Source organism: Rubritalea profundi (assembly GCF_002954445.1).
Classification (GTDB): Bacteria; Verrucomicrobiota; Verrucomicrobiia; order Verrucomicrobiales; family Akkermansiaceae; genus Rubritalea; species Rubritalea profundi.
In genome coordinates, this window is record NZ_MQWA01000001.1 from 3,696,915 (window position 1) to 3,718,874 (window position 21,960).

Below are 21,960 nucleotides of genomic sequence, written 5' to 3' on the forward strand. Positions count from 1 at the left end.
GAAATTTTTGATTACAAGTTTGCTATTCGTCGTGATGAACGGCCTTTTAACTGCGGGAAATGAGCCTGAGATGACACCTCAGCAGGCTCAGCAAAAAATTGAAGCCTGGTTAGTTCTTGAGAAGTCCCTAGCTGAGGAAAGGAAAGACTTCAGACGAAGGCAGGTCTCCATAGAGCAATTACTGGGTGTTTATGTAACTGAGTTAGATTTGCTGGAGGAAGGGATATCCGCTGCTGGGGGACTGATAGAGGAATCTGATGCTGAGCTTGAAAAGATAAAGCTATCTATTACTCGGTACCGAGAATCGCGCAACCTGTTACGGTTAAAGGTCGATAGGCAATCATTACGTTTGCTCGAAATTATGAATCGCTTCCCGCGCCCATTACGTGATGAGTTAGTTACTGAGCAACTTTCGTTAGGAGATCGATCCACGAAACTACGAGCAAGAGTGTTAGCAATGGTTGCTGTGGTAAAGTCTACGATGAAGTTCAATCAGGTTATTACTTATTCTGAGGAAGTGAAGGTTGTCGATGGAGTTGAGAGGCAACTGCAGGTTCTGTATTTAGGTTTGGGACGAGGCTACTACGTGAGTGGGGACACCGCTGGAATTGCTGAGGTGAGTTCTACTGGCTGGAAGTGGTCTAGAAAGGACCAATACCGCAATGCTATTGCTAGAGCTATTGGGGTATATCAGAAGACCACTCGTCCTGAGTTAGTGAAACTTCCAATCCAGTTGTCCAAATGAAGACTCTATCGATCATAGTTTTATTGGTAGTGGCCGAACTTTGTGGGGCTTATGCTCAATCCGCACCCCAGACGATTCAGCAAAACTTTGATGCAGCTAGAATACAGTTGTCTCAGCAGCGAGAAGCGCAATTAGAGGTTGAAGCTAGTGTTGGTAAAAAATTGCAGGATATTGAACGGAAACTTCTCCCTGCAAGACGAAAAAATGAGCTCGGTATGATGAGCGCGTCAGCTCGTGAGGAGCTACTGAAAAAGGTCAAAGCAGAAAATCGAGTGCTGCTAGACGATGCTCGTTATCTATCAGATGTTTATGATGACCTATCGTTGCAGTTGGAAATTATGGCAAATTCCGCTGGTAGGGAATTAATCCAGAAACAGCCAATAGATAACCAAGTAAAAGGTGCTGGGGTAGAACTTAAAGCGGATCTACTAGATTATGCTTTTGATCAAATCGAGGAGGTGCTTGGTGGTGAAGTAGCTCAGTCCAAGGCAATTGGTAATCAAGGTCAGATTCTTGCCGGTTCTACGTACAGTGTAGGGCCTTTGAGTTGGTTCTTGTCTAGTGATGGTATCTACGCAGGGCATCTAAAGAATAATTATAGCAGTGGGCTACCTACGCTAGGTCATGAAGAGTCTGCAAATGTAGCTTTGTTATTTAAGGGTGAACCGGTTGAATTAGCTATTGATGTGTCAGGGGGTAAGGCTAGGGCTATTGCTGAAATTCAAAGTGATCCTCTAGATCTTTTCCAGAAAGGTGGGGTTTGGCTTTGGCCAATTATCTTAATCGCTTTGATTTCAGTCTTCTGCGGATGTATGAAATTTTTTCAATTGGCAAAAATTCGGGAGCCCGATGCTCAATGGCTAGCAAGCATCTTAGGTGCTGTTAGGTCTGGTGATCTCGAATCTGCAAAACAGCTGACACAGAGTTGTAAGCACCCAGCGGCTGAAATGATAAGAGCATCGATGTGTTACATCAGTGCAGGAGTAGATGTCGTGGAGGAAGTGATTTACGAACAGCTCATTGGAGTGCAATCAAAGTTGCAAAAATGGTTACCCTTCATAGCTGTGACAGCGGCTACAGCACCATTACTAGGTTTGTTGGGTACCGTTTCAGGAATGATCAGGATGTTCAATGTCATTACAGTGACAGGTACTGGTGATGTTAAGCCGATGGCGGGGGGGATTTCGGAGGCGCTCGTGACGACCTTGTTTGGCTTGGTGGTGGCTATCCCAGCATTGATTATGCATACGATGCTTTCTAGGAGGAGTAATGGAGTTGTGCAAAACACTGAAAAACTAGGTCTCACATTTGTCAACGGGCTTAGAAAACTCTAAAGAAAATGTCTTTATTTTACGTTATCAGCAATGAATGTCAGGCTCTTTTGGGTGAGGGGGGTGTTGTGCTGTGGGGGATTCTAGTTGTCGGAGTGTGGCTTTATGCAATGATTTTTTCGACCTGGTGTGGGCTTCAAAAATTTGAAAGTAAGCTCGATAATGAGTTCGTCAGTGATGGTGGGGCAAAGCGCTCTATAGTACGGGAATTTACTGTTTTCGAGCTCGACCACCTAGCTTGGGTTGAACGAAGAACTCCGGTGATTGGCGTGATGGTAGGAGTGTGTACTCTGGGGGGGCTGTTAGGTACAGTGTCTGGCATGCTGGTTACATTTTCCAATATGGCCACTTTAAGCACCGCTTCGCCTATGGAGAAAATAGCTACTGGGATATCTGAGGCGCTAGTTACGACTCAAGCTGGACTTTTGATGGCGCTCCCAGCGGCCTTTTTGTATGCTTTATTGCTCAGGAGAGTAGCTATTGTTAGGTCTAGGGCTGAGGGCAAGATGCATGCAGTTATCAGAGAGTCTGATATGGGAGGGTGTGCGCAATGAGGAGGTTTCGTCATTTTTCACAAAGCGATACAGCATCAAGTGAGATCAACATGTCTCCATTGATTGACATTGTTTTCATACTTTTGATCTTCTTCGTGGTGACGACTGTCTTTATTGATGATCCAGGTGTGGAAATTAATAGACCTCAGGTGCGTTCAGCTGAGGAGATCCAGAAAAATTCTATATTCATAGCAGTGACCAAAAATGGGGATGTTTTCTATGGTGGTCGTAGTATTGGGGTTGAGGGGGTGAGGGGGCTTGTGGCATCATTGTTAGGTAGTGACCCTGAGCTGCCTGTGGTTATTCAAGGTGATGAGGAGGCTAACTATGGAGTGATCATGAAGGTGACTGATGCTGCTCAGTTGGCGGGAGCTCAGAGCGTGTATAGTGCGACGGCTAAGTGATGAGTGCATTAAGAAACATAGTGTTTGGGGTGCTCTTCACCTTGTTGTTGCTAGTGTTCCTATCAGTGACGAGGTTGATTTTTTTGAAGGTGGATCCGGCGCAAATGGAACTCACAAAAATAGAAATGATCACCCTCACGCCGCCTCCAGAACCTCAACCTGTACAACCAAATCAGAAAAGCGAAGTGACCGAGATGGCCGCACCACCCACGCCTCCGTCCTTGGCTGAGCTACGACCGAGTATTGACTTGGCTAGTTTTACGATGCCAAATCTTCAGCAATCGGTTCCATTAGATTTGTCTGTGGATCTTTTTTCGCTGGAGGTTCAACCACAACGTCAGCATGTTGCAACGCCAAAGCAAAAGCAAACACCCAGGCCGGTACGAGTGCTGCGGCCACTAGCAAAACTAACAGGAGGAATAGGTATTAGCGACTTAGATGCTAACCCTTCGGTGGTGCGTCGCGGTCGTTTTCGCTGGCCGAGTCGTGTGCGTTCAGAACTGGTCAAGGCAGTGGTCAAAGTGGAGCTAAATGAGAGGGGGAATGTGAAGCTCATTGAGATAAAATCAGTTTCGGATGAATCTATTCGCAGTGTGTTACCTGCGATTGTCAATGGTAGCAAATTTACTGTCCCTAAGAAGAATGGGAAACCTGTGAAGGTCGTTTTTAACTGGCCTCTAATATTGAAGAAACCATGAAATTTGTAATTCTAACTGCTGCTAGCGCGCTTACATTTTTAGCTCCCAACTCGCTTGTGGCGGGTGAGTCGTTGAATATTCCAGCTTCTTACTGGGAGTCTGAAGCCTTCGTGAAGTCATTTAGTGCTTCTTATGGGGTGAACTCACGAGTCGAGCCAACGGTTAGTCTTGAGGAGCAAAAGGTATTAGCTGAAGTTGCCAAGTGGATGGGTAAGGGCGACAAAAAGCGTGCATTGCAAGCTTTGCTAGCGAGTGAAATCTCAGTAAATTCACCAGCTCTTTTATATAACCAAGCTAATATTCATCTTGAGCTTGGAGACGAGGTGAAAGCTATCGATGCCTATAAGACTGCCATCAAAAAATACCCATCATTCCGCAGAGCGCATAAAAATCTAGGTCTCACTTATTTAAGAGGATCGCAATTTCCATTAGCGCAGTCATCTTTGGTGATGGCTTTAAGTTTAGGGGATATGAGTGGTTCTACCCTTGGTATGTTAGGTTACTGTCATTTGCAAAATGAACATTATGCGTCAGCGCTGCAAGCGTACCGATTGGCTCAAGTGACAGAGCCTGAAACTATCGAGTGGAAGGCCGGTGTTGCGCAATGTCTGCTTGAAATTGGGCAAAACAAAGAGGCTCTTTCCTTAATGAAGGAGGTGATTCAAGCCCGTCCTAGTGAAGTTTCCTATCAGCTATTGATGGTGAATATGCTTTTACTGCATGGTGAGGATGTGAAAGCGATTGCGGCTCTTGAGTGGCTTGGTAGACAAGGTGAGTTAACTATAGAACATGCAGCTCTGCTGGCCCAACTTCATGCACAAAATGGTACAGTTGAGCTTGCTAGACCGTGGCTTGATCTAGTAAAAAAAGACCTTCAGATAGAAGTTTACCCGCGGTACCTGAGAGCTATTGAGGCAGTTCTGCGGTTGAGTGACTGGGATCTTGCCGAAGAATTATTGTCGGTTGATCCGATGGGTACTGAGTTAAATGATAGTTTACTCAATAAGCGCGATCGCTTGAGAGCTATCGTGTTGATGGAGCTTGATAAAGTGGGGGCAAAGCCTTTGTTGGAGCAAATTGTAGAAAGAGATCCACTGGATGGTGATGCCTTAGTTTTGTTGGCAAAGGTGTCAGCCACTGAAGAGAAGTTTGAAGTTGCTGAGTTTTATTTCAGACGTGCCGAGAAGATTGAGAGCTCGAAGTACGTTGCATTTTTCGCTCACGCAACAATGCTGGTGACTCAGGGGAAATACGGAGCCGCCGTTGAAAAGTTCGAGCTAGCACAGAAGCTTCACCCAACAGCTCAACAGCTAAAGTATATTGAGGCTTTGCGTAGGCTCGTTAGAAAGTGAGCGCAGCACCTTACTCAGGGACTTCAGGTGAAATGTCGTGGTTCTTTGTAGTGAAGACTTTGATAAGGAAATAGCCAAATGAGATGAGGCCATAGCTGAGACCTAGTATGACTCCTATGTCAATGATACCGCGCCATGGCTGGGGGACAGAACCCATAAGGAATATGACGCAAAGGATGAGTAAAGATATCGCGATCGCGGCTATGCGGACTTTTCTCTTGGCGTGAAAATACCCCATGCAGAATAGCGGTGCCAGGATGACGTGGAGGGGGCGTGGATTCATATAAAGATAATGAACTCGGGCTGCAGTACGAGGGGAGAATTTTTTTTGAAATCCTTTGTAGCCTTCGAAATACAGCATGAAGAGGGAGTAGAGTACGAGTATGATCCACTGGTAGTTACTAAGGCCGCTTTGCAGGGCTTTGTTTGCGTAATCGAATAGGGAATAGCAGGATTTCCCCACAAGGAAGGTTACTCCGAATGCTCCCCAGATGGCTGCGATGAATTTCATGCGCTCTCAGTAGAAGGGATTGAGATAATTGTAAAGGAGAGGGATTTGTGATTTGAGGTTTTTGATGAGAACTGTCACGTTCTCTCGCGTGTCAAAGAAAGACTCTCATATCCTAATCCCCCCCATACTACTGACGTCATTGGTGTTGCTGTTTTGGGGGCTGACGAGTGGTAGCATCCTCATTGCTTTGGTGATAGCTGGGATATTGGATTGTCGTCGGTGGATTCCTTTGAAATGGGATTTTGACGAGAGTGCTCAAGTGAAGGCTTTTCAGTTTTCGTTGTTGTTAATGATAGCTGGCGTGGCGATCAGTTGGATCGATGATACTGGGTCAGCTGGGGCGCTGAATGTGATGACGTGGGTGCCGGTGATATTTTTCCCGATTGAGTTTGTTCAGCGTTATGGGCAGAGAAATACGGTGACGCTCAATTCATTTTTCTTCTTAAGTCGCAGACGTATGGCGCTGGATAGAAAAGAGGGGAGGGAGGTACACCCTACTCAAATTAATACTGGCTATCCCTATATTTTCGGGGTGCTAACTGCTGCTTCCACGACTGAGGCTCTTGAGTGGTACTTTTGGGGAGGTATTTGTGTGCTGACCTTTGCTGTTGTGTTTTCAATCTCCTATGGTCGAGGGATGCGTGCTCGTGGCTTATGGTTAGTAATGCCCATTGTGGTGGCATTGGGCTGGGGGATTCAGTGGACGATGACTACCGCGTATTTGTGGGTGAAAGCACATATTGAGAGTTTTTACAAAAGCTCTGGGAGTGGGACATTTCTCGCAGATTTCACTTCTTATTTGGGTGAGCTTGGAAATGTTGAACTTAATCCAAAGATCGAGTGGAGAGTGTGGTCTGACACAAATCCTGAATACCTCCGTCTAGCGAGTCATAATAATTATAGTCAGGGACAGTGGACTTATGACTATAGCGCGGAGGAGTATGATAAGTTCGATCATTCCTACCGGGGGTTTTTCGATGCTGAAATAGAGACGCAAGATGGGGCTGTAACCTATTTTAGGAAAACGGATAGGACGCTCGTTGAGCAGTCTAAAAAGAGTGATTTTTTGGAGATCAGAGGAACGATAGTTCAGAAGCAATCCACTTCCGTTGTGCCATCAGCTCCAGGTTTTTATGCGGTGTCAGGTATTTTGGGCGAACAAACATATGCTGAGGTAAATTCTATGGGGGCACTTCGTTTCTCCAATCGCGACATGGTTATCAGTTATTCGCTGTATGCGGATTCCAAGAAGATAGCCCTCGATAAACCTCCACTAGGCGAAGTCGACTTGCGTATCCCAGCGGAGGAAAAGCAAGTAATCTCAGGTCTGGTTGATCAATTGGGATTGCGTTCGATGGAGGATCCTAAGGAGGTTGTTGCAGTTCTGAAGCATTACTTTTATTCGGAGTTTGAGTACTCCACTGATTTTGATCCAGGTGATGTAGACTACAATAGGTCTAAGATTGAATGGTTTCTCAACGACTTGAAATGTGGTCACTGTGAGTATTATGCAACAGCCGCGGTGTTGCTGCTTCGTGAGGTGGGTATCCCTTCACGCTATGCTATGGGCTATGCAGTTTCTGAGCGAGGTTCTGACTGTTGGAATGTGAGGGGGACCAATGGCCATGCGTGGTCACGCGCCTACATTGATGGGAATTGGATCAATGTGGATCTCACGCCGCCTGATTTCCGCGGTGTTTCATCAAATGCGGGGATGTCAGCGGTAGATTGGCTGCGTGAAAGGATCAGTTTGATTCGAGAAGATTTCTTTATATGGAGACAGGATCCGTTGAATCGTTCAGGGTTGTTAGTTAAGGTGTCCATTGTTGCTGTGTTTTTGTTCCTATGGATAATTTATCGACTATGGAAACATCGCTCACGAAAGGAGGCTCCGCAGTGGGCTTATACAACTTGGAGTGGTGACTCGGTGGTCACTCCTTTGCATCAATTAGAGCGCACGATTCAGAAGAAAATTGGATTGCGTGCTGAAGGTGAGCCGTATGCTACCTGGGTTGGGAAGCTAGTGAGCTGTGAAGGCGTGGACCGAGAACTCGTGGCCAAAGTTATCCAGAGTCATCAGCAAATGCGTTATGATCCTAGCGAAAAAGTGGATGTGAAAAAACTGCATTCACTGGTGAAGGAGCTTAGACGGCAGACGCGTAAAGGGTGAGTAGGGAGGCGTCCGAGTCGTTGTTGCCGATGCTAAAATCAGCATCGTACGCGGAAAAATTCCACCCGCTTTGATGTAGCATGAGTTTGAGCTCTGGCAGAAGGTACCATTCTAGGTCTTGGTGGACATGTTGCTCCTCAAGAGTTGCGTTAGATTTGTCGCTAACCGTGTAATGGTGGTCACGGGAGAGCGTCTGAGATGTCCGGTCGATATGGTGGCGAGTCTTGCATCGAGCAATCGTTCCATCTGGGAGTGTGGCTTCTTTATCGGGGTGCCAAACACCCGGTTCGAGCTCGTCTAGGATTTCAGACCAAGGGATGAATACGGTGATGTAGATGCCAGCCTCTTGACGAGCCAGTTGTCGTAATTTGACTAGTGTCTGCAGTACCTTTTCTCTTGGAAATAGCTGTAATGTGAAAGCTGGGATAGCGAGAGCGTCGTACTTTTCTGTGGTTTGGAAATGAGAAATATCAGAGAGGTAAACCTGTGGGGATAGCTTTCTTTTCTGGGCTTCATGCTGGAGAAGGTTAACCATGTCAGCTGAAATCTCGACCCCATCTATGTCGAAGCCTTTTTTGAGTAAGGGGAGTAATAGTCGACCAGATCCGCAGCCTAGCTCGAGCGCTTTACCTGGGTGCTTCTTGAGGAATTTCTCTAGAAGTGGGGATTCATCAGCGTCCGGTTCATTTTTCCAAAATAGGTCATGGAGTCGAGCTTCGAGATCTTTGTACATGTGATATTAGTTGTCAGATTTTGGATCAACAAAAGCGTATATAGTGTGTCCATCTGTGGGTGCTTTCATTTTATCGTGAGCTGGACGAAGCCCTTTATCCGCGCAGTCTGTGAAGAGTAGGATGGCTTCAGGATGGTGCTCTAAAAAATTACCGTAAGTGAATTGATCTGAAAGGGTGGTTTTTTTGATTTCCATTCCATCAAGGCTCATCCGTGAAAGTTCTTTGTGGTTAGGCCGCTCTGGAAAAATGATTCTACCTCGCATATGTGAGGCTACTGCAGTTGTGTGGTGTGATTTATCATCCAGAGGTGCAACCTGCCAGACCTCGGCGCTGCCAAAAATGTGGGTGAATTCACTGGCTGCTAAGCTATTGACTTCGTCGTTGTGGGTGCCCGCGATCAGCTGGCCAAGTCCCCCAAAATCTAGTTCCTCCTCCACATATTCTGAGAGGATGCTTGCGCGCTTTGCTGGTATGCCATCTACAGTGGCAGCGGCTACGTTTGAGTAGTTAGTGTCGAGCAAAAGGACCTCGTGACCATCGTCGATGAGAGCTTTGGCTAACTTTCTGATCCATCCGTCTGCACCAGCAAACAGGATGCCCCGTGGATTTTTAGTTGCGATTCCTAGTCTGTTGGCTAGTGGTGCGGCCAGTAGCCCATAAATGGTGACAGTCCCAACGATCACGATAAACATCATGGGAACCATAAGCTTTGCTTGCTCGATGACTTCTGGGGGGAAGCCCTCCACTGAGCTGGCTGCGTGGGTGAGCTCGAGCGCGAAAATGGCTGTGACCGCTGCAGCCACGATTCCACGTGGTGCAAGAGCTGCTAGGAAGAGACGCTCTTTGATATTTGTTTGTCTGAGGAATACCGTGGAGATAAAGATGGAGACTGGACGGACGATGATTACGAGAAATGCAATGAGGCCAAGGCCTGGAAGCAGAGCATCCTTTAGGCTCGCGGCATCGACTCTGCCAGACAAGGTGATGAAAAGAAGGGAAATAATGAGTGTTCTCAGAGTCTCTTTGAATTCTAAGATATGTTTGACTGAGACAGATTTCTGGTTGGCTAGCGCGATTCCTAATACTGTGACTGTGAGTAGCCCTGATTCTTTTTGAAGCGCGTTCGATGCTGAGAATGCGATTGCGATGGTTGCGAGAAGGAACACCGAATGGAGGAAGTCGGGGATGAGGTGTTTTCGTAATAAGAGCTCGATCACTTTTGCCAGTAGGAATGCAAACACCACTCCAATGAGGAGGGTGACTCCTAGTGCATATAATATGGTGGCTTGAGCTTGTTCAACGTCACCTGCCAGGGCTGCTTGAAATACAAGCACGGCCATGATTGCTCCTATGGGGTCGACTACAATACCTTCCCATTTGACTATCGAACTCATTTTACGAGACGGCTTGATGTGACGCAAGAGGGGGGCAATGACTGTGGGACCTGTAACGACTAGGATAGATCCTAAAATTGCGGCTACACGCCAATTCCAGCCGAAGACAAAAATTCCAAATGCTGTGATTAGAGCGAATGAGATAGCAACTCCCACGGTACAAAGCCGTAACACGGGGCCTCCACTTTCTTTGAGTTCAGAGAATTTCAAGGTCAACCCTCCCTCAAATAAAATAATGGCAACCGCTAGCCCGACCAGAGAAAGGATTATGGAGTCACCTTCCTCACCAGGTAGGAAGGTGTCGATGCTGACGCCAAATAGTTGCCCAGCTCCGAATCCGAAAACTAGCAGAAGTAGGATAGATGGGAGTTTGAATCGCCACGCCAGCCATTGAGCTAGAATGCCTAATCCTAGAATGAAAGTGGCGAATGTGCCAAAATTAATATCGAAAGAGCTGAACATTAACTTGCTAAGTAGGTTGTGTGAATTTGTTGTTAGGTGACTGCGTAATTATCTAAACAATAAGCCCGAGGGGGAGCGTCAAGTAATACGAGGTCTCGCTGATGTATTCACGATGTCATTGCTTATAGGTACATTGCTAGATATTTCGTGTAAAATATCGTTTGATACCTTGACGTCAGGGGGTGAGTTGGGCAGTGTTCCAATCGTTCATTGCACTATTTTAGTAGTGCTGAGGACGAAGCCCATCCTACACATTAGAGACCCAATTTCATAGAAACCGTGTATTCAAACGAAGATTATTTATTAGAGCTGATTATTGAATCAGGACTGATTAACCTAGGTGACATTGCTGCGGCTAGAGTCCAGTTGACTGGGACTGAGAGTGTCATTGAGCGATTAATTAAAGAAAATCGCTTTACCGAAGACCAAGTAGCGCAAGTGTGTGCTCAGAGCTCGAGCATGGAGTTTATAGATCTCCGCAGCACCGCTATTTCACCAGATATGTTTGATCTGATCTCGGAGGACGTAGCGCGTCGATTTAGAGTTATTCCAGTAATGGACGATGGCTACGCGCTAACCGTGGCTATTTCAGATCCACTGAACTTTGAGGTTCTTGACACCTTGCCACACGTTATTGGCCGTGAAATCAACCCTGTTTGTGCTGCTGGTAGTGCGATCGACCAATGTATTCAAATTAACTACGGTGATGGTGTTATACAAGAAGATGAAGGAGATGAGGAGTTTTCCTTCGACGATGAAAGTGGCGACACGAATGATGCACCTATTATCAAGCTGGTGCAGCAAATTTTCTCTGAGGCATTGAAGGCGCGCGCAAGTGATATTCACATTGAGCCATTAGAGACATCGCTTCGTATCCGTTACCGTGTGGATGGTAAATTGATAGAGGCCGATAACCATCCGAAGAAATTGCTGCCAGCGATTATTGCACGTTTGAAGGTGATGAGTACTACTATGAGTATTGCTGAGAAACGTCTTCCACAAGATGGCCGTATTCAGCTCAAGGCTGGTAATAAAGAGATAGATCTTCGGGTTTCTAGTGTTCCTAGTAGCCACGGGGAGAGTATCGTTATGCGTATTTTGGATAAATCATCATTGGTGTTAGGATTGGGTGAGTTAGGGTTCTTGTCTGATGATCAAGAAAACTTCAGGCGCTATATTAAATTTCCAGATGGCATTATTCTTGTCACGGGCCCAACGGGTTCAGGCAAGACGACGACTCTCTACGCTTGTCTGAACTACATCAACAAGCCTGACCGCAAGATCATCACCGTGGAAGATCCGGTGGAATATGAAATGGCAGGTATAAACCAAGTGATGGTAAAAGCGGATATTGGGATGACTTTCTCAGCTGCTCTTAGAGCAATGCTTCGTCAAGCTCCTAACGTAATCATGATTGGTGAGATTCGTGATGCTGAGACTGCAAACATCGCGATCAACGCATCCCTTACCGGCACTTAGTATTTTCCACGCTGCACACCAATGATGCCCCAAGTGCTGTGGCGCGTTTGGCTGATATTGGAGTTAAGAAGTTTTTGATAGCTTCAGCTGTACGGGCAATCATAGCACAACGCTTGGTCCGTAAACTTTGTCCTGTCTGTAAAGAGCCAGCGATTCTAGATGAGCGTGAGATGAGAATGCTCAACTTCGACCCAGTGCAAGAGATGAATCATACGATCTATGGTCCTGGAGGCTGTGAGCAATGCCGCAATAAAGGTTATAAGGGCCGGATGGGTATTTTCGAAATCCTAGAAGTCGATGACGAAGTTCGACATATGATTAACAAAAACCTCACTTCCCCGCAGCTACGTAAGCGAGCGAGAGAGTTAGGAATGCGTACTCTCCGCGAGGATGGAATCCGCAAAGTGCAGGCGGGTATGACCTCGGCATCAGAAGTCATCAGTGTCACTATGTCTGACAAGGACTAATCCCGAGAGTGTAACTCTAATAAATTTTGATATATAATGGATAACCAACAAGTTTTAGAAATTTTCATTGGGCGGGGTATGGTAGATAGGTACCTAGCTCAAGACATTGAATCAACTATGGAGGCCACAGGTAAGACTATGGCCGAAACGCTCGCTGACTTTCAAGTCATCACTGAGAAAGATGAGATCTGGCCGGTGATTGCATCCGAGCTCGGAGCTGAACTCATCGACTTAAATTATTTTGATCCACCAGCTGATCTACTTTCTATGGTTCCAGCTGGCATGGCGAGACTTCACGGCTGCTTGCCAGTAAATGTTGGGCCGGAAGGGTTACATGTAGTGCTCAGTGATCCGCTAAACCCACAAGCAGCAGAAGATCTACGCTTCGCCTTAGGCAAGGAAATTATTGTAGCAGTAGCTCCCGACTATTTGGTCGAGGAGAAAATTAACGAATTCTACGTTGGTGGAGGTAGTGCTACAGAAGGACTACTTGATCAGATTGATGTGGTTACGAATGCTGACGGCACGGAAGATGTGGCTTCAGAAGCGAACTCCGCGCCGATTATTCGTTATGTTGATCTCGTTATGTTCCAAGCAATCAAAGAGAAAGCATCAGACATTCACTTTGAACCATTTGATAGAGACTTTAAAATTCGCTATCGTGTGGATGGTGGATTATTTGAGATGGCACCGCCGCCACCGCACCTGGCAAAGGCAATTATATCAAGGGTCAAGGTCATGTCTAACATGAACATTGCTGAGACACGCGTTCCACAGGATGGGCGAATTGTTAAACAGATCGGTGACCGACAAGTGGATATGCGTGTGTCTTCACTACCTACTCAGCACGGTGAGAGTGTCGTGCTTCGTATTCTAGATCGCAGCAGTGTGAATCTAGATATGGAATCCGTGGGTCTACCTCCGCACATTTACGAATACATGGATGAAACGATCCATAAACCGAATGGTATTTTCGTGGTGACGGGGCCAACCGGTGCTGGTAAAACAACCACTTTGTATGCTGCATTGCGCAAGATCAATACGATAGATGCCAAGCTTCTTACTGCTGAAGATCCAGTGGAATACGATATTGACGGGATTATTCAGGTGCCCGTGAACGAGGCGATTGGACTCGACTTCTCCCGTATTTTGCGTGCGTTCTTGCGTCAGGATCCAGACCGCATTCTGATTGGTGAGATTCGAGATAAGGAAACAGCCAAGATTGCTATTCAGGCGTCACTGACTGGTCACTTGGTGCTAAGTACTCTTCACACAAACGATGCTCCTGGTGCGGTTACTCGATTAGTTGACATGGGAGTTGAGCCATTCTTGGTAGCGGCATCGCTTGAAGGTGTTTTGGCTCAGAGATTGGTTAGAACTATCTGTTCTAGTTGTCGTGCGCCGTATGAGCCGAATGAGGCAATTTTGAATCAGCTTGGAGTCTCTCCATATGAATTAGGTGATAAAGAGTTCTATACTGGTCGCGGATGTGATGTCTGCAGTGATAGTGGATACAAAGGGCGACAAGGTCTCTTTGAATTACTTGATATTACCGACCCTATAGGAGAGCTAATTATTGAACGGGCTCCGACTGTTGTGCTTAAGCAGAAAGCCATCGAGCTTGGTATGCGTACATTGCGTGAGGATGGTCTCGTGAACATCTACTCAGGAAAAACAACCATCGAGGAAGTACTTAAGTACACTTAATAATTATCGGGAAATGCGTTATTTAAGCTTTTCATAGCGCGCAGATCTCTCCACATTAAATAACTATAAATTTATAGAGACTATACATATGGCAAATTTTCAATACGCAGCTCTTGACGCAAAAGGCGAGCAGACCACTGGTGCTGTACAAGCAGGAAGCGAAGCTGAAGCAATTCAGCAGCTACGCAACCAAGGCTTGTATCCGACTCAGGTGATAGAAGAAGGTAAGGGGAGTATTACAGCCCACAGTGCTAAAGGAAAATCCAAGAGTGGTTCAGCCAAGGGCAAGTCACCAGCTAGTAGTAAAGGTAAGAAAAATTTAAAAAAGTCTGTCGGCGGCAAGTTGAAGCCGAAGGCTTTGATGATTTTCACTCGTCAGCTTGCAACACTGATTGACTCAGGTCTTCCTCTTATGCGAAGCCTCACAGTTCTTGCTAAGCAGGAGCCCAATCCAGTATTGAAAGGCACAGTGAATTCACTCGCAGACTCAGTACAGAGTGGTGCAACATTCTCGGAATCACTCGCCCAGCACCCACGAGTTTTTAACAAGCTATTCGTGAATATGGTGAAAGCTGGTGAACTTGGTGGTGTTCTTGAAGTCGTTCTTAACCGACTTGCTGAGTACATGGAAAAAGCCAACAAGCTTAAGAATAAGATTGTAGCAGCAATGGTGTATCCATTAATTGTGGGGTTTATTGCCGTCGCAATCTTGATATTCTTGATGCTAGTTATTGTCCCTAAATTTAGGGAGATGTTTGACGAAGGTGCTGAATTGCCTGCAATATCTGAAATCGTTTTCGGATTCTCAGATAACATGATCTCGAGTACAGCGGGACTTCCAAATGCTGTTTGGTTATTTATTGTTGCCTTTGGTGTTTTCGCAGGAACAAATGTTTGGGGGAAGACTGCAGCAGGAAGAAAGGCTTTAGATAATCTTAAGCTCAATATCCCCCTTTTTGGCGACATCCAACGTAAAAGTGCGATTGCTCGATTCAGCCGCACACTGGGTACTCTAGTCACTTCAGGTGTTCCCATCCTTCAGGCACTGGCGATCACTCGTGAGACTGCTGGAAACGTGGTCATCGCTGAAGCTGTCGATCAGGTTCACGATGCGGTCAAGGAAGGTGAGTCCATCGTGACGCCTCTCCAAGCAAGCAGCGTATTTCCGCCTATGGTGATAAGTATGGTGGATGTTGGCGAGGAAACTGGTCAACTTCCTGACATGCTACTCAAAATTGCTGACGTATACGATGATGAAGTGGACGGTGCTGTAACTGCTTTGACTTCAATCATTGAACCTGTTATGATCGTCTTCCTCGCCGCTATTGTTGGGGCAATTGTCTTTGCGATGTTCTTACCATTGATTGCGATGATCGAGTCCGTCGGAAGCTAGACGCGAGTCACCTAGAATAAACTATACCAACTGCGAATCTGGGAAACGAGATTCGCAGTTCTTTTTAACCTAGATTAAAAAAATATCCGTATGAAAAGTTATAAAAATAAGCCGAAGCGCTCAGGATTCACTCTGATAGAAATCCTTACCGTGATTACGATCCTAGCCGTCCTTGGAGGCATCGGATTTGGCACCTATATGCTGGTGATCAGGCAGACCAAGTCTAAGCAAGCAGAGGTGATGATTGAGAATATTAGCTCAAGCCTCGAAGCGCGTATCAATCAAGGTTTTAGTCAAATTGATATAGATGATTTATCTGGTCTGATAGACGCTGATGCGCTCTACCCCACAGGTGATGGCTTGGCTACAAGTTCAGAAAACCTCTATGCGGTTCTGTCAGGCGATTACACGCTTACGGGTGAGGTTGATGATGATAGGCAGCCGATGTTCCCTCAAATTGATCCTGAGTACGAAGGTAAAGGAAAGTATGTAAATAAGGATCTGTTACTTGTTGATCCTTGGAATCAGCCACTACGCTATAAATATCCAGGTGATAAAAATAACGTAGAGAATGGCTTCGATATCTGGTCTTTAGGGCCAGACGGCGTTGATGCAGACTCGAATAATGACGACGGTGTAGATGGCGGGCTTGATAATATTACCAACTGGTAAGCCTGGCTAATCAAGCAAACCTAAACTCTCTAAGGCACCTCGATGAGGTGTCTTTTTTGTTGCTGGTGGCTTATAAGCTTTACAGATGCTTGAATATACGGTTTCTCACAGTCAGAATTTATTTGTTAAGAACTCTTAGTTATTATCGAAGAGTGCAGTAAGTTCGACCATCTAAATAAAGTTTCATGGGACTACTGAGCTGCAGTTGCGCCTAGTTCAATGAACTTTATGAGACCCAAAAATATTCAAACCTATGTAACCAGCAGTAATGCTGTCGGGTTACCAAGAAACATGAGCACTAAAAAGACAGCCACTAAAAAAGTGGCACGCAAGCGTACTAGCAAGAATGAAACTGAAGCAGGCGTAGTAGAAGCCACAACAGAATCCGCTCCCGTGAACTCTGAGAATGTAGAAGAAGCTCCAAAGAAGCCTGCACCACGCAAGACTGCTAAGAATAGCGTTGCTGACGACTCCTCAAGCTCTAACGATGCTCCTGAGCAAACTGAGCGCAAAGAGCCCATTCAAGGTGTACGTGATACACGTACTCAAAAGACTGATGATGAGGCTGTAAAGCCAGAATCTAGAAACACTGAGGATACAAGATCACAGCAAGATGAAAACTCTGCTGAAGGTGATCAGAATCAGCAGGGCAAGGGTCGCAATCGTAGAGGTCGCCGCAACCGTACTAAAGGTGACCAGCCACAAGCTCAACAGCAGGTGCAGGTTCCTCAAATAGACGCTAAGGAGTTGAGCAAAAGAGCTTGGAAGATTTTCTTGAGCGAAGTGAGTGAAGAGGGTCTCGCTCTCATTGGAGATAAAGAAGGTCGGGAGCTCTCTAAGAGAAGTTTTCGTCTCGCTGAAATCTTCCTTGAAGAGCAAGGACGTCGTAATGTTCCAAACCCCAAACCAAAATCACAGCCTCAGCAGCAGCGCCGTCGTCATAACCAGGATGTAATTCCTGTAGCCGAAGAGGTTACCTCAACTGAAGAAGAGAGGGCCGTAGTAGTAGCAGCCGACATTACTCCGGTAGAGACGCCAAGAGCTGAGGTGGCTCCACCAGCTCAAAGTGAAGATTAATCAGAGCCGAAAGATGATTTAAAAAAGCGCAACCCAACCGGGTTGCGCTTTTTTTATCTAGAGGTTGCTTCACGAGGACAACTTGGCATCATACCATCCTTGTCTAGTAGATTACCACAGATATATGCATGGCACCTCACTTGGGAGTTCCCCCCAGTGATTGAAGGTGGGCTGGGTATCGCATGTGAAGGGATCTACAATGGCCTACAGACCGCTGGCTGCAATGTAGAGGTCTTTCATCCAGCTATGATGAAAGGCCATAGAGATATAAAGGAGTCCTACCTTAACGAGGATTTTTCTTCGTGTGACTTTGATTCGCTCGTAGATAAAATCATTTCTGGTCAATCACTTAGAGGTGAGACCTTACTGGAGGCTGTGCAAAGCTTCTCCTCATGGGTTTTGGGTCAATCTGCTCAGAGTCTACCAGATGTTGTCCACGCGCATGATTGGCATAGCATGCTCGCAGCTGTTGCGCTGAAGAAAGTTCATGGAGTGCCTATGGTCTTACAGATGCATTCCAGCCAAGTCGAGCGAGTCGGAGTCTTTGCTAAACGTGGAATTCAAGCTCTGGAACAATGGGGGCTTGAGTATGCGGATGCGGTCATTGCGGTTAGTGGTATCTCGGCGCAGTCTTTAGCTTGTGCCTATTGTGTGTCAGCGTGGAAAATCCATGTGGTACAGAATGCCATCGATTCCTCTTCTGTGAATTTAAGAGAACCAGACGAGCTTAAGACTCTACTTTTCGTCGGGAGGTTTTGTTCACAGAAGTCACCAGAATTGGTTGTAGAGATTTTCCGGAGATTGGTTCAACAATACCCTCACCTTCGTCTACTCATGGTTGGAAGGGGGGAGTTACTGGATCCTATGAGGAAGTTGATTGACTTCTATGCTCTGCAGCAAAATGTTGAGTTGTTGGGTAAGATTCCAGTAGAGAGTGTCGCAATAGTCTACAGCCGAGCTGACTTGCTCATGTTACCATCAATTGCTGAGCCATTCGGAATGGTTGCGCTGGAGGCAGCCCAGGCTGGGCTCGCTGTTATTCTTTCTGAAAGGTGCGGAGCTAAAGAGATACTCAAGAGCGCATGTGTGGTAGAGCATCGCGACGTGGATGCCTGGGTTCGAAGTGTAACTCACCTGATAGAGAGCACTCTTAGCTATCGAGAATTAGTGAGCCAGCTACAAAAAGAAGCAGCGTCTCGCACATGGCGAGACGCTGCTGAAGAAATTTTAGCAATCTATGCTAAAGTGTTGGCTTAGGCTTTGCGGCCGAAGCCAGTAACTACAGGAAGGATGCAGATGAGTGCCCATGCTGCGATACCGCCGAGAACGAGCTTGTTAGGGCCAGCTTGAACTTCGGATTTAGTGACCTTGCCTGAGGCTGTAACTTCGCCAGTTTTCACTGGTGCCACAGCGGCTACTGCTGGAGCTTCTTTTTCTGTCACTTGAGCGTTGCCGTTAGTGTCAGGTTTTTTCTCAGCTGGCTTTTCTTCCGCCTTAGGAGCTTTCTTAGGGTCGATGAGCTCTTCTGCTTTGAGCATTGGTTTACCTACTTCAGACCGAAGAGCCTTGACTTGATCCACTGTCACTGCAGAGGATTTGTTACCGAAGTTGCTACGCACGTAGGTGAGTACTGCTGCGATCTCGTCATCTGACATCGTAGCGTTAGGTGGCATCACGCTGTTGAAGGGTTTGCCTTTAACAGTGATCGGCCCGATCAGACCGCGTAACTGTATGCGAATAAGGTTTTCTACTGGGCCATTGACCCACTCGGACTCAGCAAGTGGGGGGAATGCTCCGGGGATGCCTGCGCCAGTTGCCTGGTGGCAGGGTAAACAAGTATTATATACTTTAGCGCCGTCAGCTGCTGCGTTTGCTGCTCCGAGGCCTGCGAATGTGGATGCAAGAATGAGTGCTAGTTTTTTCATAATAAGATAAAATATCTGATGTAGCTATATCATTGAACCTTCTTTTGAGCAAGAAAAATACTCTAATATAGCGTCATTATTTGACATGCTTTTCATCAATATATCCATCATCAACTTCGGTTTTATTTTTAGAATGACTTTTATAGTCTATAATTGATTTATTTTGAATTATCGCAACTTATTCATGTAGAGTCGATTGTTGTGTTATCCTGTTAAATTTCTAATGATCTCCCACACAATTCTATTGCTATTGAGATTCATTCTCGATAGGTTTATTTCAACCAAGCGAGGTCACCATCAATTATTAACTCCAGTGGCTGGTGACTTGGCTTGGAATCCAAAAATATAAATTATGAATAAGACACTATTCACGACTGCAGCATTGAGTTCTGCATTATTAGGCGTAGCCTTTGCTGGTAGCGAAGTTGACGCACTCGACTCCTCACTGATCTCTAAAGAACAGAGTTTGTTCGATCGTTTCTCGTTTGGATCGTACGGTGAAATCCATGCACAAGTAGGTGATGGAACAGACAATATTGACCCTCATCGTATAGTGCTGTTTGCTGATTTTAAGCTCACAGACAAGCTCAGATTTGTTTCAGAGACCGAGCTAGAACACGCTCTACGTAAATATGAAGGATCCGATTGGACTTCTGACGGAGTAGAATTCAAGCTTGAGCAAGCGTACTTTGAGTACAGCTTTAGTGAAGAAGTCACTGGTTACGCAGGTCTCTACCTGGTTCCAGTAGGAGTTATCAACCAAATTCACGAGCCGACAACATTTTACGGTGTTGAGCGCCCTAATGTAGAAAAGTACATACTTCCAACAACATGGACTGAGCTAAGTGTTGGTGCTTCCAAGAAATACGACAACGGTCTCCAAGTTGATGCAGTTCTGCACTCAGGATTAGATACGAGAGGCAGCGATGGCTATATCCGTGGAGGACGCTCTAATTATCAGTTCGAGGAGTACCAGCAAAACACTGACAGTTGGGCTATGACAGCACGTGCAAAGTACACCGGTATTGCTGGTGTGGAACTCGCAGGTTCACTCCAGTATCAATATGATACTTCTAGCAGTCTTTCCGGACAACAGGACGCGATATTAGCATCCACACACGGTGTCTACCGTAAAGGTGGTTTCCAGTTCATTGCTCTAGCAAATTATTGGAATATTGATGGTTACTCAGATAGCGATACAGAAAACCAGTGGGGCTATTATTTTGAACCTTCCTACGCTTGGGATACAGCAATTGGTAAAGTGGGGGTGTTTGGTCGTTTCTCTCAATATGAGTACTTCAAGGGCTCACAGAAAGAGATCTCAGAGTTTTCAGTCGGTGCGAACTATTGGCTTAACGAAAACTGGGTTGTGAAAACGGATTACCTCAATGCTGACGAAAAAGGTAAGTCAGGATCTAACGAGACATACAACTTTGGTATTGGCTGGAGTTATTAGTCTAAATTCTACTACAAACTGGCTGGTTGCTTCTTCTTGGCCAGTGCAGTATAAAACCTATGATTTTTAAATCGTCATTCATAACACCCGTTCGGTCATTTTTTGGCCGGGCGGCTTTTTTCGTTCTGGCGATTACTTTTCTGGGCTCATTTGTGAGTGCTGCTGAGAAGGTCTATGAAAAGCCATCGACTTTTATGACACGTCATTTCGGAGCTATTCCCCAAACCCAGGTAATTACTCTAAGTGGAACTCAGTCAAAGCAGCTTAAATCGATTTTAGGCCACAAATACGCAACAAAAAAAATCCGTTATTGGCAGGCAAACGGCAAGGCTGCTTGGATTCTCGAAGAAAAAGGTAAGAGCGAACCTATAACCACGGGGATCATTGTGAAGGATGGCAAGATTTCTGAGCTTAAGGTGCTAGTCTACCGTGAGAGTCACGGCTGGGAAGTCACTAGACCATTTTTCACCAAACAATTCGTAGGCTCATCACTGGACGGTAAGGTGTTGAATAAGAAGGTGGACGGGATTGTGGGAGCCACATTGTCTGTTCGTGCGCTTAAAAAATTAGCCGCTGTAGCCTTGTATTTATCCCAAGAAACTGGGAAATAGCACGGATGTCCGACTCAGACACAACATCAGGAAGTGCAGCCTCATTTCAAGTGGGGTGTTCTGTTGTGTGTGATGTAGTTCGTAAGCCAAAGCGTAAGAAACGCAAATCTAGATCATTGCATCGGTTATTAGGCATGATTTCTGCTCTTCCCCTTGTGTGGGTTTTACTGACAGGGCTGGTACTCAATCATTCTGAAGACTTCGGTTTGGACTCTGTGGAGTTAGAATCCCCACTCATACTTTCAGCATACGGCATGACCCCAGCAGGTGGCGCTGAATCATTGGTTTTGCACGGGCACTCTATTACATCTTGGGATGGAGTGGTGTTTTTTGACCAACGACCTCTTGACCTCGAAGGTGAGATTATTACCGCGTTGCCCATGGGAGATGGGATGGCGATTGTGAGTGATAGTACAGTTCTTCGAGTTGATTTTGAAGGAAGTGTCATTGAAAAATTAGATGAGCTTTCATTACCATCTATCCCTTTGTTGGAAGCTGGAATTTTTGATGGGAAAATGGCGCTTCGCTCTTCAGATAGTTGGCACGTAGCGGATGCTGACTGGATAGAGTTTTCCGCTATTAGCGAGACCGTCACGCCTATCAGATTACAGCCACTGGAGGATGGTGATTTAAAAGAAGCACTCAGATCTCGTTGGTCTGGTGGTGGGGTTTCACTTTCACGTTTCGTGCTAGACCTTCACGCAGGAAATTTCTTGGGTAGCTTCGCAGCTTACTTTTATGACTTTGTTGTTCTGTGCACTCTTTGGTTGATCGCTACAGGTATAATCTTACAGTACCGTACGAACCGTCGAGGCTAA

General features: G+C 46.0%; 19 protein-coding genes and 1 pseudogene. 16 read left to right on the top strand and 4 right to left on the bottom strand.

The genetic code is table 11. The features are described from left to right. The first annotated feature begins 34 nt into the window (after positions 1 to 34). The 6 genes from BSZ32_RS16170 to BSZ32_RS16195 all read left to right on the top strand — a co-directional run bounded on the left by BSZ32_RS16170 (position 35) and on the right by BSZ32_RS16195 (position 5,084). Entirely contained in the window at positions 35 to 745 is a 711-nt protein-coding gene (locus BSZ32_RS16170) for a DUF3450 family protein (protein ID WP_165788901.1), read from the top strand. Then, positions 742 to 2,079 (top strand): MotA/TolQ/ExbB proton channel family protein, encoded by a 1,338-nt coding sequence (locus BSZ32_RS16175; RefSeq protein WP_105044376.1) that lies wholly within the window; start codon positions 742 to 744, stop codon positions 2,077 to 2,079. Before BSZ32_RS16170 ends, BSZ32_RS16175 begins: the two co-directional genes overlap by 4 nt. A gap of 5 nt (positions 2,080 to 2,084) precedes the next feature. After that, a complete protein-coding gene (locus tag BSZ32_RS16180; protein WP_105044377.1) occupies positions 2,085 to 2,630 on the top strand; it encodes a MotA/TolQ/ExbB proton channel family protein in 546 nt (181 codons plus the stop codon). Continuing rightward, a complete protein-coding gene (locus BSZ32_RS16185; RefSeq protein ID WP_105044378.1) occupies positions 2,627 to 3,034 on the top strand; it encodes an ExbD/TolR family protein in 408 nt (135 codons plus the stop codon). Before BSZ32_RS16180 ends, BSZ32_RS16185 begins: the two co-directional genes overlap by 4 nt. Next, positions 3,034 to 3,732, top strand: a complete 699-nt coding sequence (locus tag BSZ32_RS16190) for a hypothetical protein (RefSeq protein ID WP_105044379.1) — start codon at positions 3,034 to 3,036, stop codon at positions 3,730 to 3,732. Before BSZ32_RS16185 ends, BSZ32_RS16190 begins: the two co-directional genes overlap by 1 nt. A gap of 206 nt (positions 3,733 to 3,938) precedes the next feature. Continuing rightward, positions 3,939 to 5,084: a tetratricopeptide repeat protein gene (locus BSZ32_RS16195; protein ID WP_165788902.1), complete on the top strand. Its 1,146-nt coding sequence runs from the start codon at positions 3,939 to 3,941 to the stop codon at positions 5,082 to 5,084. A gap of 10 nt (positions 5,085 to 5,094) precedes the next feature. Here the strand turns inward: BSZ32_RS16195 and BSZ32_RS16200 are convergent, their stop codons facing one another. Further along, positions 5,095 to 5,595, bottom strand: a complete 501-nt coding sequence (locus tag BSZ32_RS16200; RefSeq protein ID WP_240610666.1) for a hypothetical protein — start codon at positions 5,593 to 5,595, stop codon at positions 5,095 to 5,097. An 88-nt stretch (positions 5,596 to 5,683) separates the two neighbouring features. Between BSZ32_RS16200 and BSZ32_RS16205 the strand changes: the two genes are divergently transcribed. Beyond that, entirely contained in the window at positions 5,684 to 7,765 is a 2,082-nt protein-coding gene (locus tag BSZ32_RS16205; RefSeq protein WP_165788903.1) for a transglutaminase-like domain-containing protein, read from the top strand. Here the strand turns inward: BSZ32_RS16205 and BSZ32_RS16210 are convergent. Continuing rightward, positions 7,740 to 8,498, bottom strand: a complete 759-nt coding sequence (locus BSZ32_RS16210; protein ID WP_105044382.1) for a methyltransferase domain-containing protein — start codon at positions 8,496 to 8,498, stop codon at positions 7,740 to 7,742. The two genes, BSZ32_RS16205 and BSZ32_RS16210, sit on opposite strands and share 26 nt — an antisense overlap. A 6-nt stretch (positions 8,499 to 8,504) precedes the next feature. Further along, a complete protein-coding gene (locus BSZ32_RS16215) occupies positions 8,505 to 10,355 on the bottom strand; it encodes a cation:proton antiporter (protein WP_105044383.1) in 1,851 nt (616 codons plus the stop codon). Positions 10,356 to 10,856: 501 nt separating this feature from the next. On the opposite strand from BSZ32_RS16215, the pseudogene BSZ32_RS16220 reads away from it, so the two are divergent. From BSZ32_RS16220 to BSZ32_RS16245, 6 genes and pseudogenes are all read left to right on the top strand, one after another. Next, a pseudogene (locus tag BSZ32_RS16220) lies at positions 10,857 to 12,301 on the top strand (GspE/PulE family protein). A gap of 36 nt (positions 12,302 to 12,337) precedes the next feature. Continuing rightward, positions 12,338 to 14,008, top strand: a complete 1,671-nt coding sequence (locus BSZ32_RS16225; RefSeq protein WP_105044384.1) for a GspE/PulE family protein — start codon at positions 12,338 to 12,340, stop codon at positions 14,006 to 14,008. An 88-nt stretch (positions 14,009 to 14,096) separates the two neighbouring features. Beyond that, the gene (locus BSZ32_RS16230; protein WP_105044385.1) at positions 14,097 to 15,401 is read left to right on the top strand and encodes a type II secretion system F family protein; all 1,305 of its coding nucleotides are present in this window, start codon (positions 14,097 to 14,099) and stop codon (positions 15,399 to 15,401) included. A 90-nt stretch (positions 15,402 to 15,491) separates the two neighbouring features. Then, complete coding sequence (locus tag BSZ32_RS16235) at positions 15,492 to 16,073, top strand: type II secretion system protein GspG (RefSeq protein ID WP_105044886.1); 582 nt, start codon at positions 15,492 to 15,494, stop codon at positions 16,071 to 16,073. A 291-nt stretch (positions 16,074 to 16,364) separates the two neighbouring features. Then, positions 16,365 to 17,150: a hypothetical protein gene (locus BSZ32_RS16240; protein ID WP_105044386.1), complete on the top strand. Its 786-nt coding sequence runs from the start codon at positions 16,365 to 16,367 to the stop codon at positions 17,148 to 17,150. 99 nt (positions 17,151 to 17,249) lie between these two features. Continuing rightward, entirely contained in the window at positions 17,250 to 18,407 is a 1,158-nt protein-coding gene (locus BSZ32_RS16245) for a glycosyltransferase family 4 protein (RefSeq protein ID WP_165788904.1), read from the top strand. Here BSZ32_RS16245 and BSZ32_RS16250 read toward each other — a convergent pair. Then, positions 18,404 to 19,075 (bottom strand): c-type cytochrome, encoded by a 672-nt coding sequence (locus BSZ32_RS16250; protein WP_105044388.1) that lies wholly within the window; start codon positions 19,073 to 19,075, stop codon positions 18,404 to 18,406. The genes BSZ32_RS16245 and BSZ32_RS16250 overlap by 4 nt on opposite strands. 352 nt (positions 19,076 to 19,427) lie before the next feature. Here BSZ32_RS16250 and BSZ32_RS16255 point away from each other — a divergent pair, with 352 nt between their 5' ends. The 3 genes from BSZ32_RS16255 to BSZ32_RS16265 are packed head-to-tail and all read left to right on the top strand — an operon-like array spanning position 19,428 to position 21,960. Then, the gene (locus tag BSZ32_RS16255; protein WP_105044389.1) at positions 19,428 to 20,531 is read left to right on the top strand and encodes a porin; all 1,104 of its coding nucleotides are present in this window, start codon (positions 19,428 to 19,430) and stop codon (positions 20,529 to 20,531) included. A 26-nt stretch (positions 20,532 to 20,557) separates the two neighbouring features. Continuing rightward, positions 20,558 to 21,142: an FMN-binding protein gene (locus BSZ32_RS16260; protein WP_129589803.1), complete on the top strand. Its 585-nt coding sequence runs from the start codon at positions 20,558 to 20,560 to the stop codon at positions 21,140 to 21,142. Positions 21,143 to 21,147: 5 nt separating this feature from the next. Further along, the gene (locus BSZ32_RS16265; protein ID WP_105044391.1) at positions 21,148 to 21,960 is read left to right on the top strand and encodes a PepSY domain-containing protein; all 813 of its coding nucleotides are present in this window, start codon (positions 21,148 to 21,150) and stop codon (positions 21,958 to 21,960) included.

Excerpts from the sequence above, each read along its gene's own strand:
- BSZ32_RS16250 (WP_105044388.1), bottom strand. The coding sequence starts at position 19,075 with ATGAAAAAACTAGCACTCATTCTTGCATCCACATTCGCAGGCCTCGGA.
- BSZ32_RS16225 (WP_105044384.1), top strand. The coding sequence starts at position 12,338 with ATGGATAACCAACAAGTTTTAGAAATTTTCATTGGGCGGGGTATGGTA.
- BSZ32_RS16240 (WP_105044386.1), top strand. The coding sequence starts at position 16,365 with ATGAGCACTAAAAAGACAGCCACTAAAAAAGTGGCACGCAAGCGTACT.
- BSZ32_RS16215 (WP_105044383.1), bottom strand. The coding sequence starts at position 10,355 with ATGTTCAGCTCTTTCGATATTAATTTTGGCACATTCGCCACTTTCATT.
- BSZ32_RS16170 (WP_165788901.1), top strand. The coding sequence starts at position 35 with ATGAACGGCCTTTTAACTGCGGGAAATGAGCCTGAGATGACACCTCAG.
- BSZ32_RS16175 (WP_105044376.1), top strand. The coding sequence starts at position 742 with ATGAAGACTCTATCGATCATAGTTTTATTGGTAGTGGCCGAACTTTGT.
- BSZ32_RS16185 (WP_105044378.1), top strand. The coding sequence starts at position 2,627 with ATGAGGAGGTTTCGTCATTTTTCACAAAGCGATACAGCATCAAGTGAG.
- BSZ32_RS16180 (WP_105044377.1), top strand. The coding sequence starts at position 2,085 with ATGTCTTTATTTTACGTTATCAGCAATGAATGTCAGGCTCTTTTGGGT.
- BSZ32_RS16210 (WP_105044382.1), bottom strand. The coding sequence starts at position 8,498 with ATGTACAAAGATCTCGAAGCTCGACTCCATGACCTATTTTGGAAAAAT.
- BSZ32_RS16230 (WP_105044385.1), top strand. The coding sequence starts at position 14,097 with ATGGCAAATTTTCAATACGCAGCTCTTGACGCAAAAGGCGAGCAGACC.
- BSZ32_RS16255 (WP_105044389.1), top strand. The coding sequence starts at position 19,428 with ATGAATAAGACACTATTCACGACTGCAGCATTGAGTTCTGCATTATTA.
- BSZ32_RS16190 (WP_105044379.1), top strand. The coding sequence starts at position 3,034 with ATGAGTGCATTAAGAAACATAGTGTTTGGGGTGCTCTTCACCTTGTTG.
- BSZ32_RS16195 (WP_165788902.1), top strand. The coding sequence starts at position 3,939 with ATGGGTAAGGGCGACAAAAAGCGTGCATTGCAAGCTTTGCTAGCGAGT.
- BSZ32_RS16235 (WP_105044886.1), top strand. The coding sequence starts at position 15,492 with ATGAAAAGTTATAAAAATAAGCCGAAGCGCTCAGGATTCACTCTGATA.
- BSZ32_RS16200 (WP_240610666.1), bottom strand. The coding sequence starts at position 5,595 with ATGAAATTCATCGCAGCCATCTGGGGAGCATTCGGAGTAACCTTCCTT.
- BSZ32_RS16265 (WP_105044391.1), top strand. The coding sequence starts at position 21,148 with ATGTCCGACTCAGACACAACATCAGGAAGTGCAGCCTCATTTCAAGTG.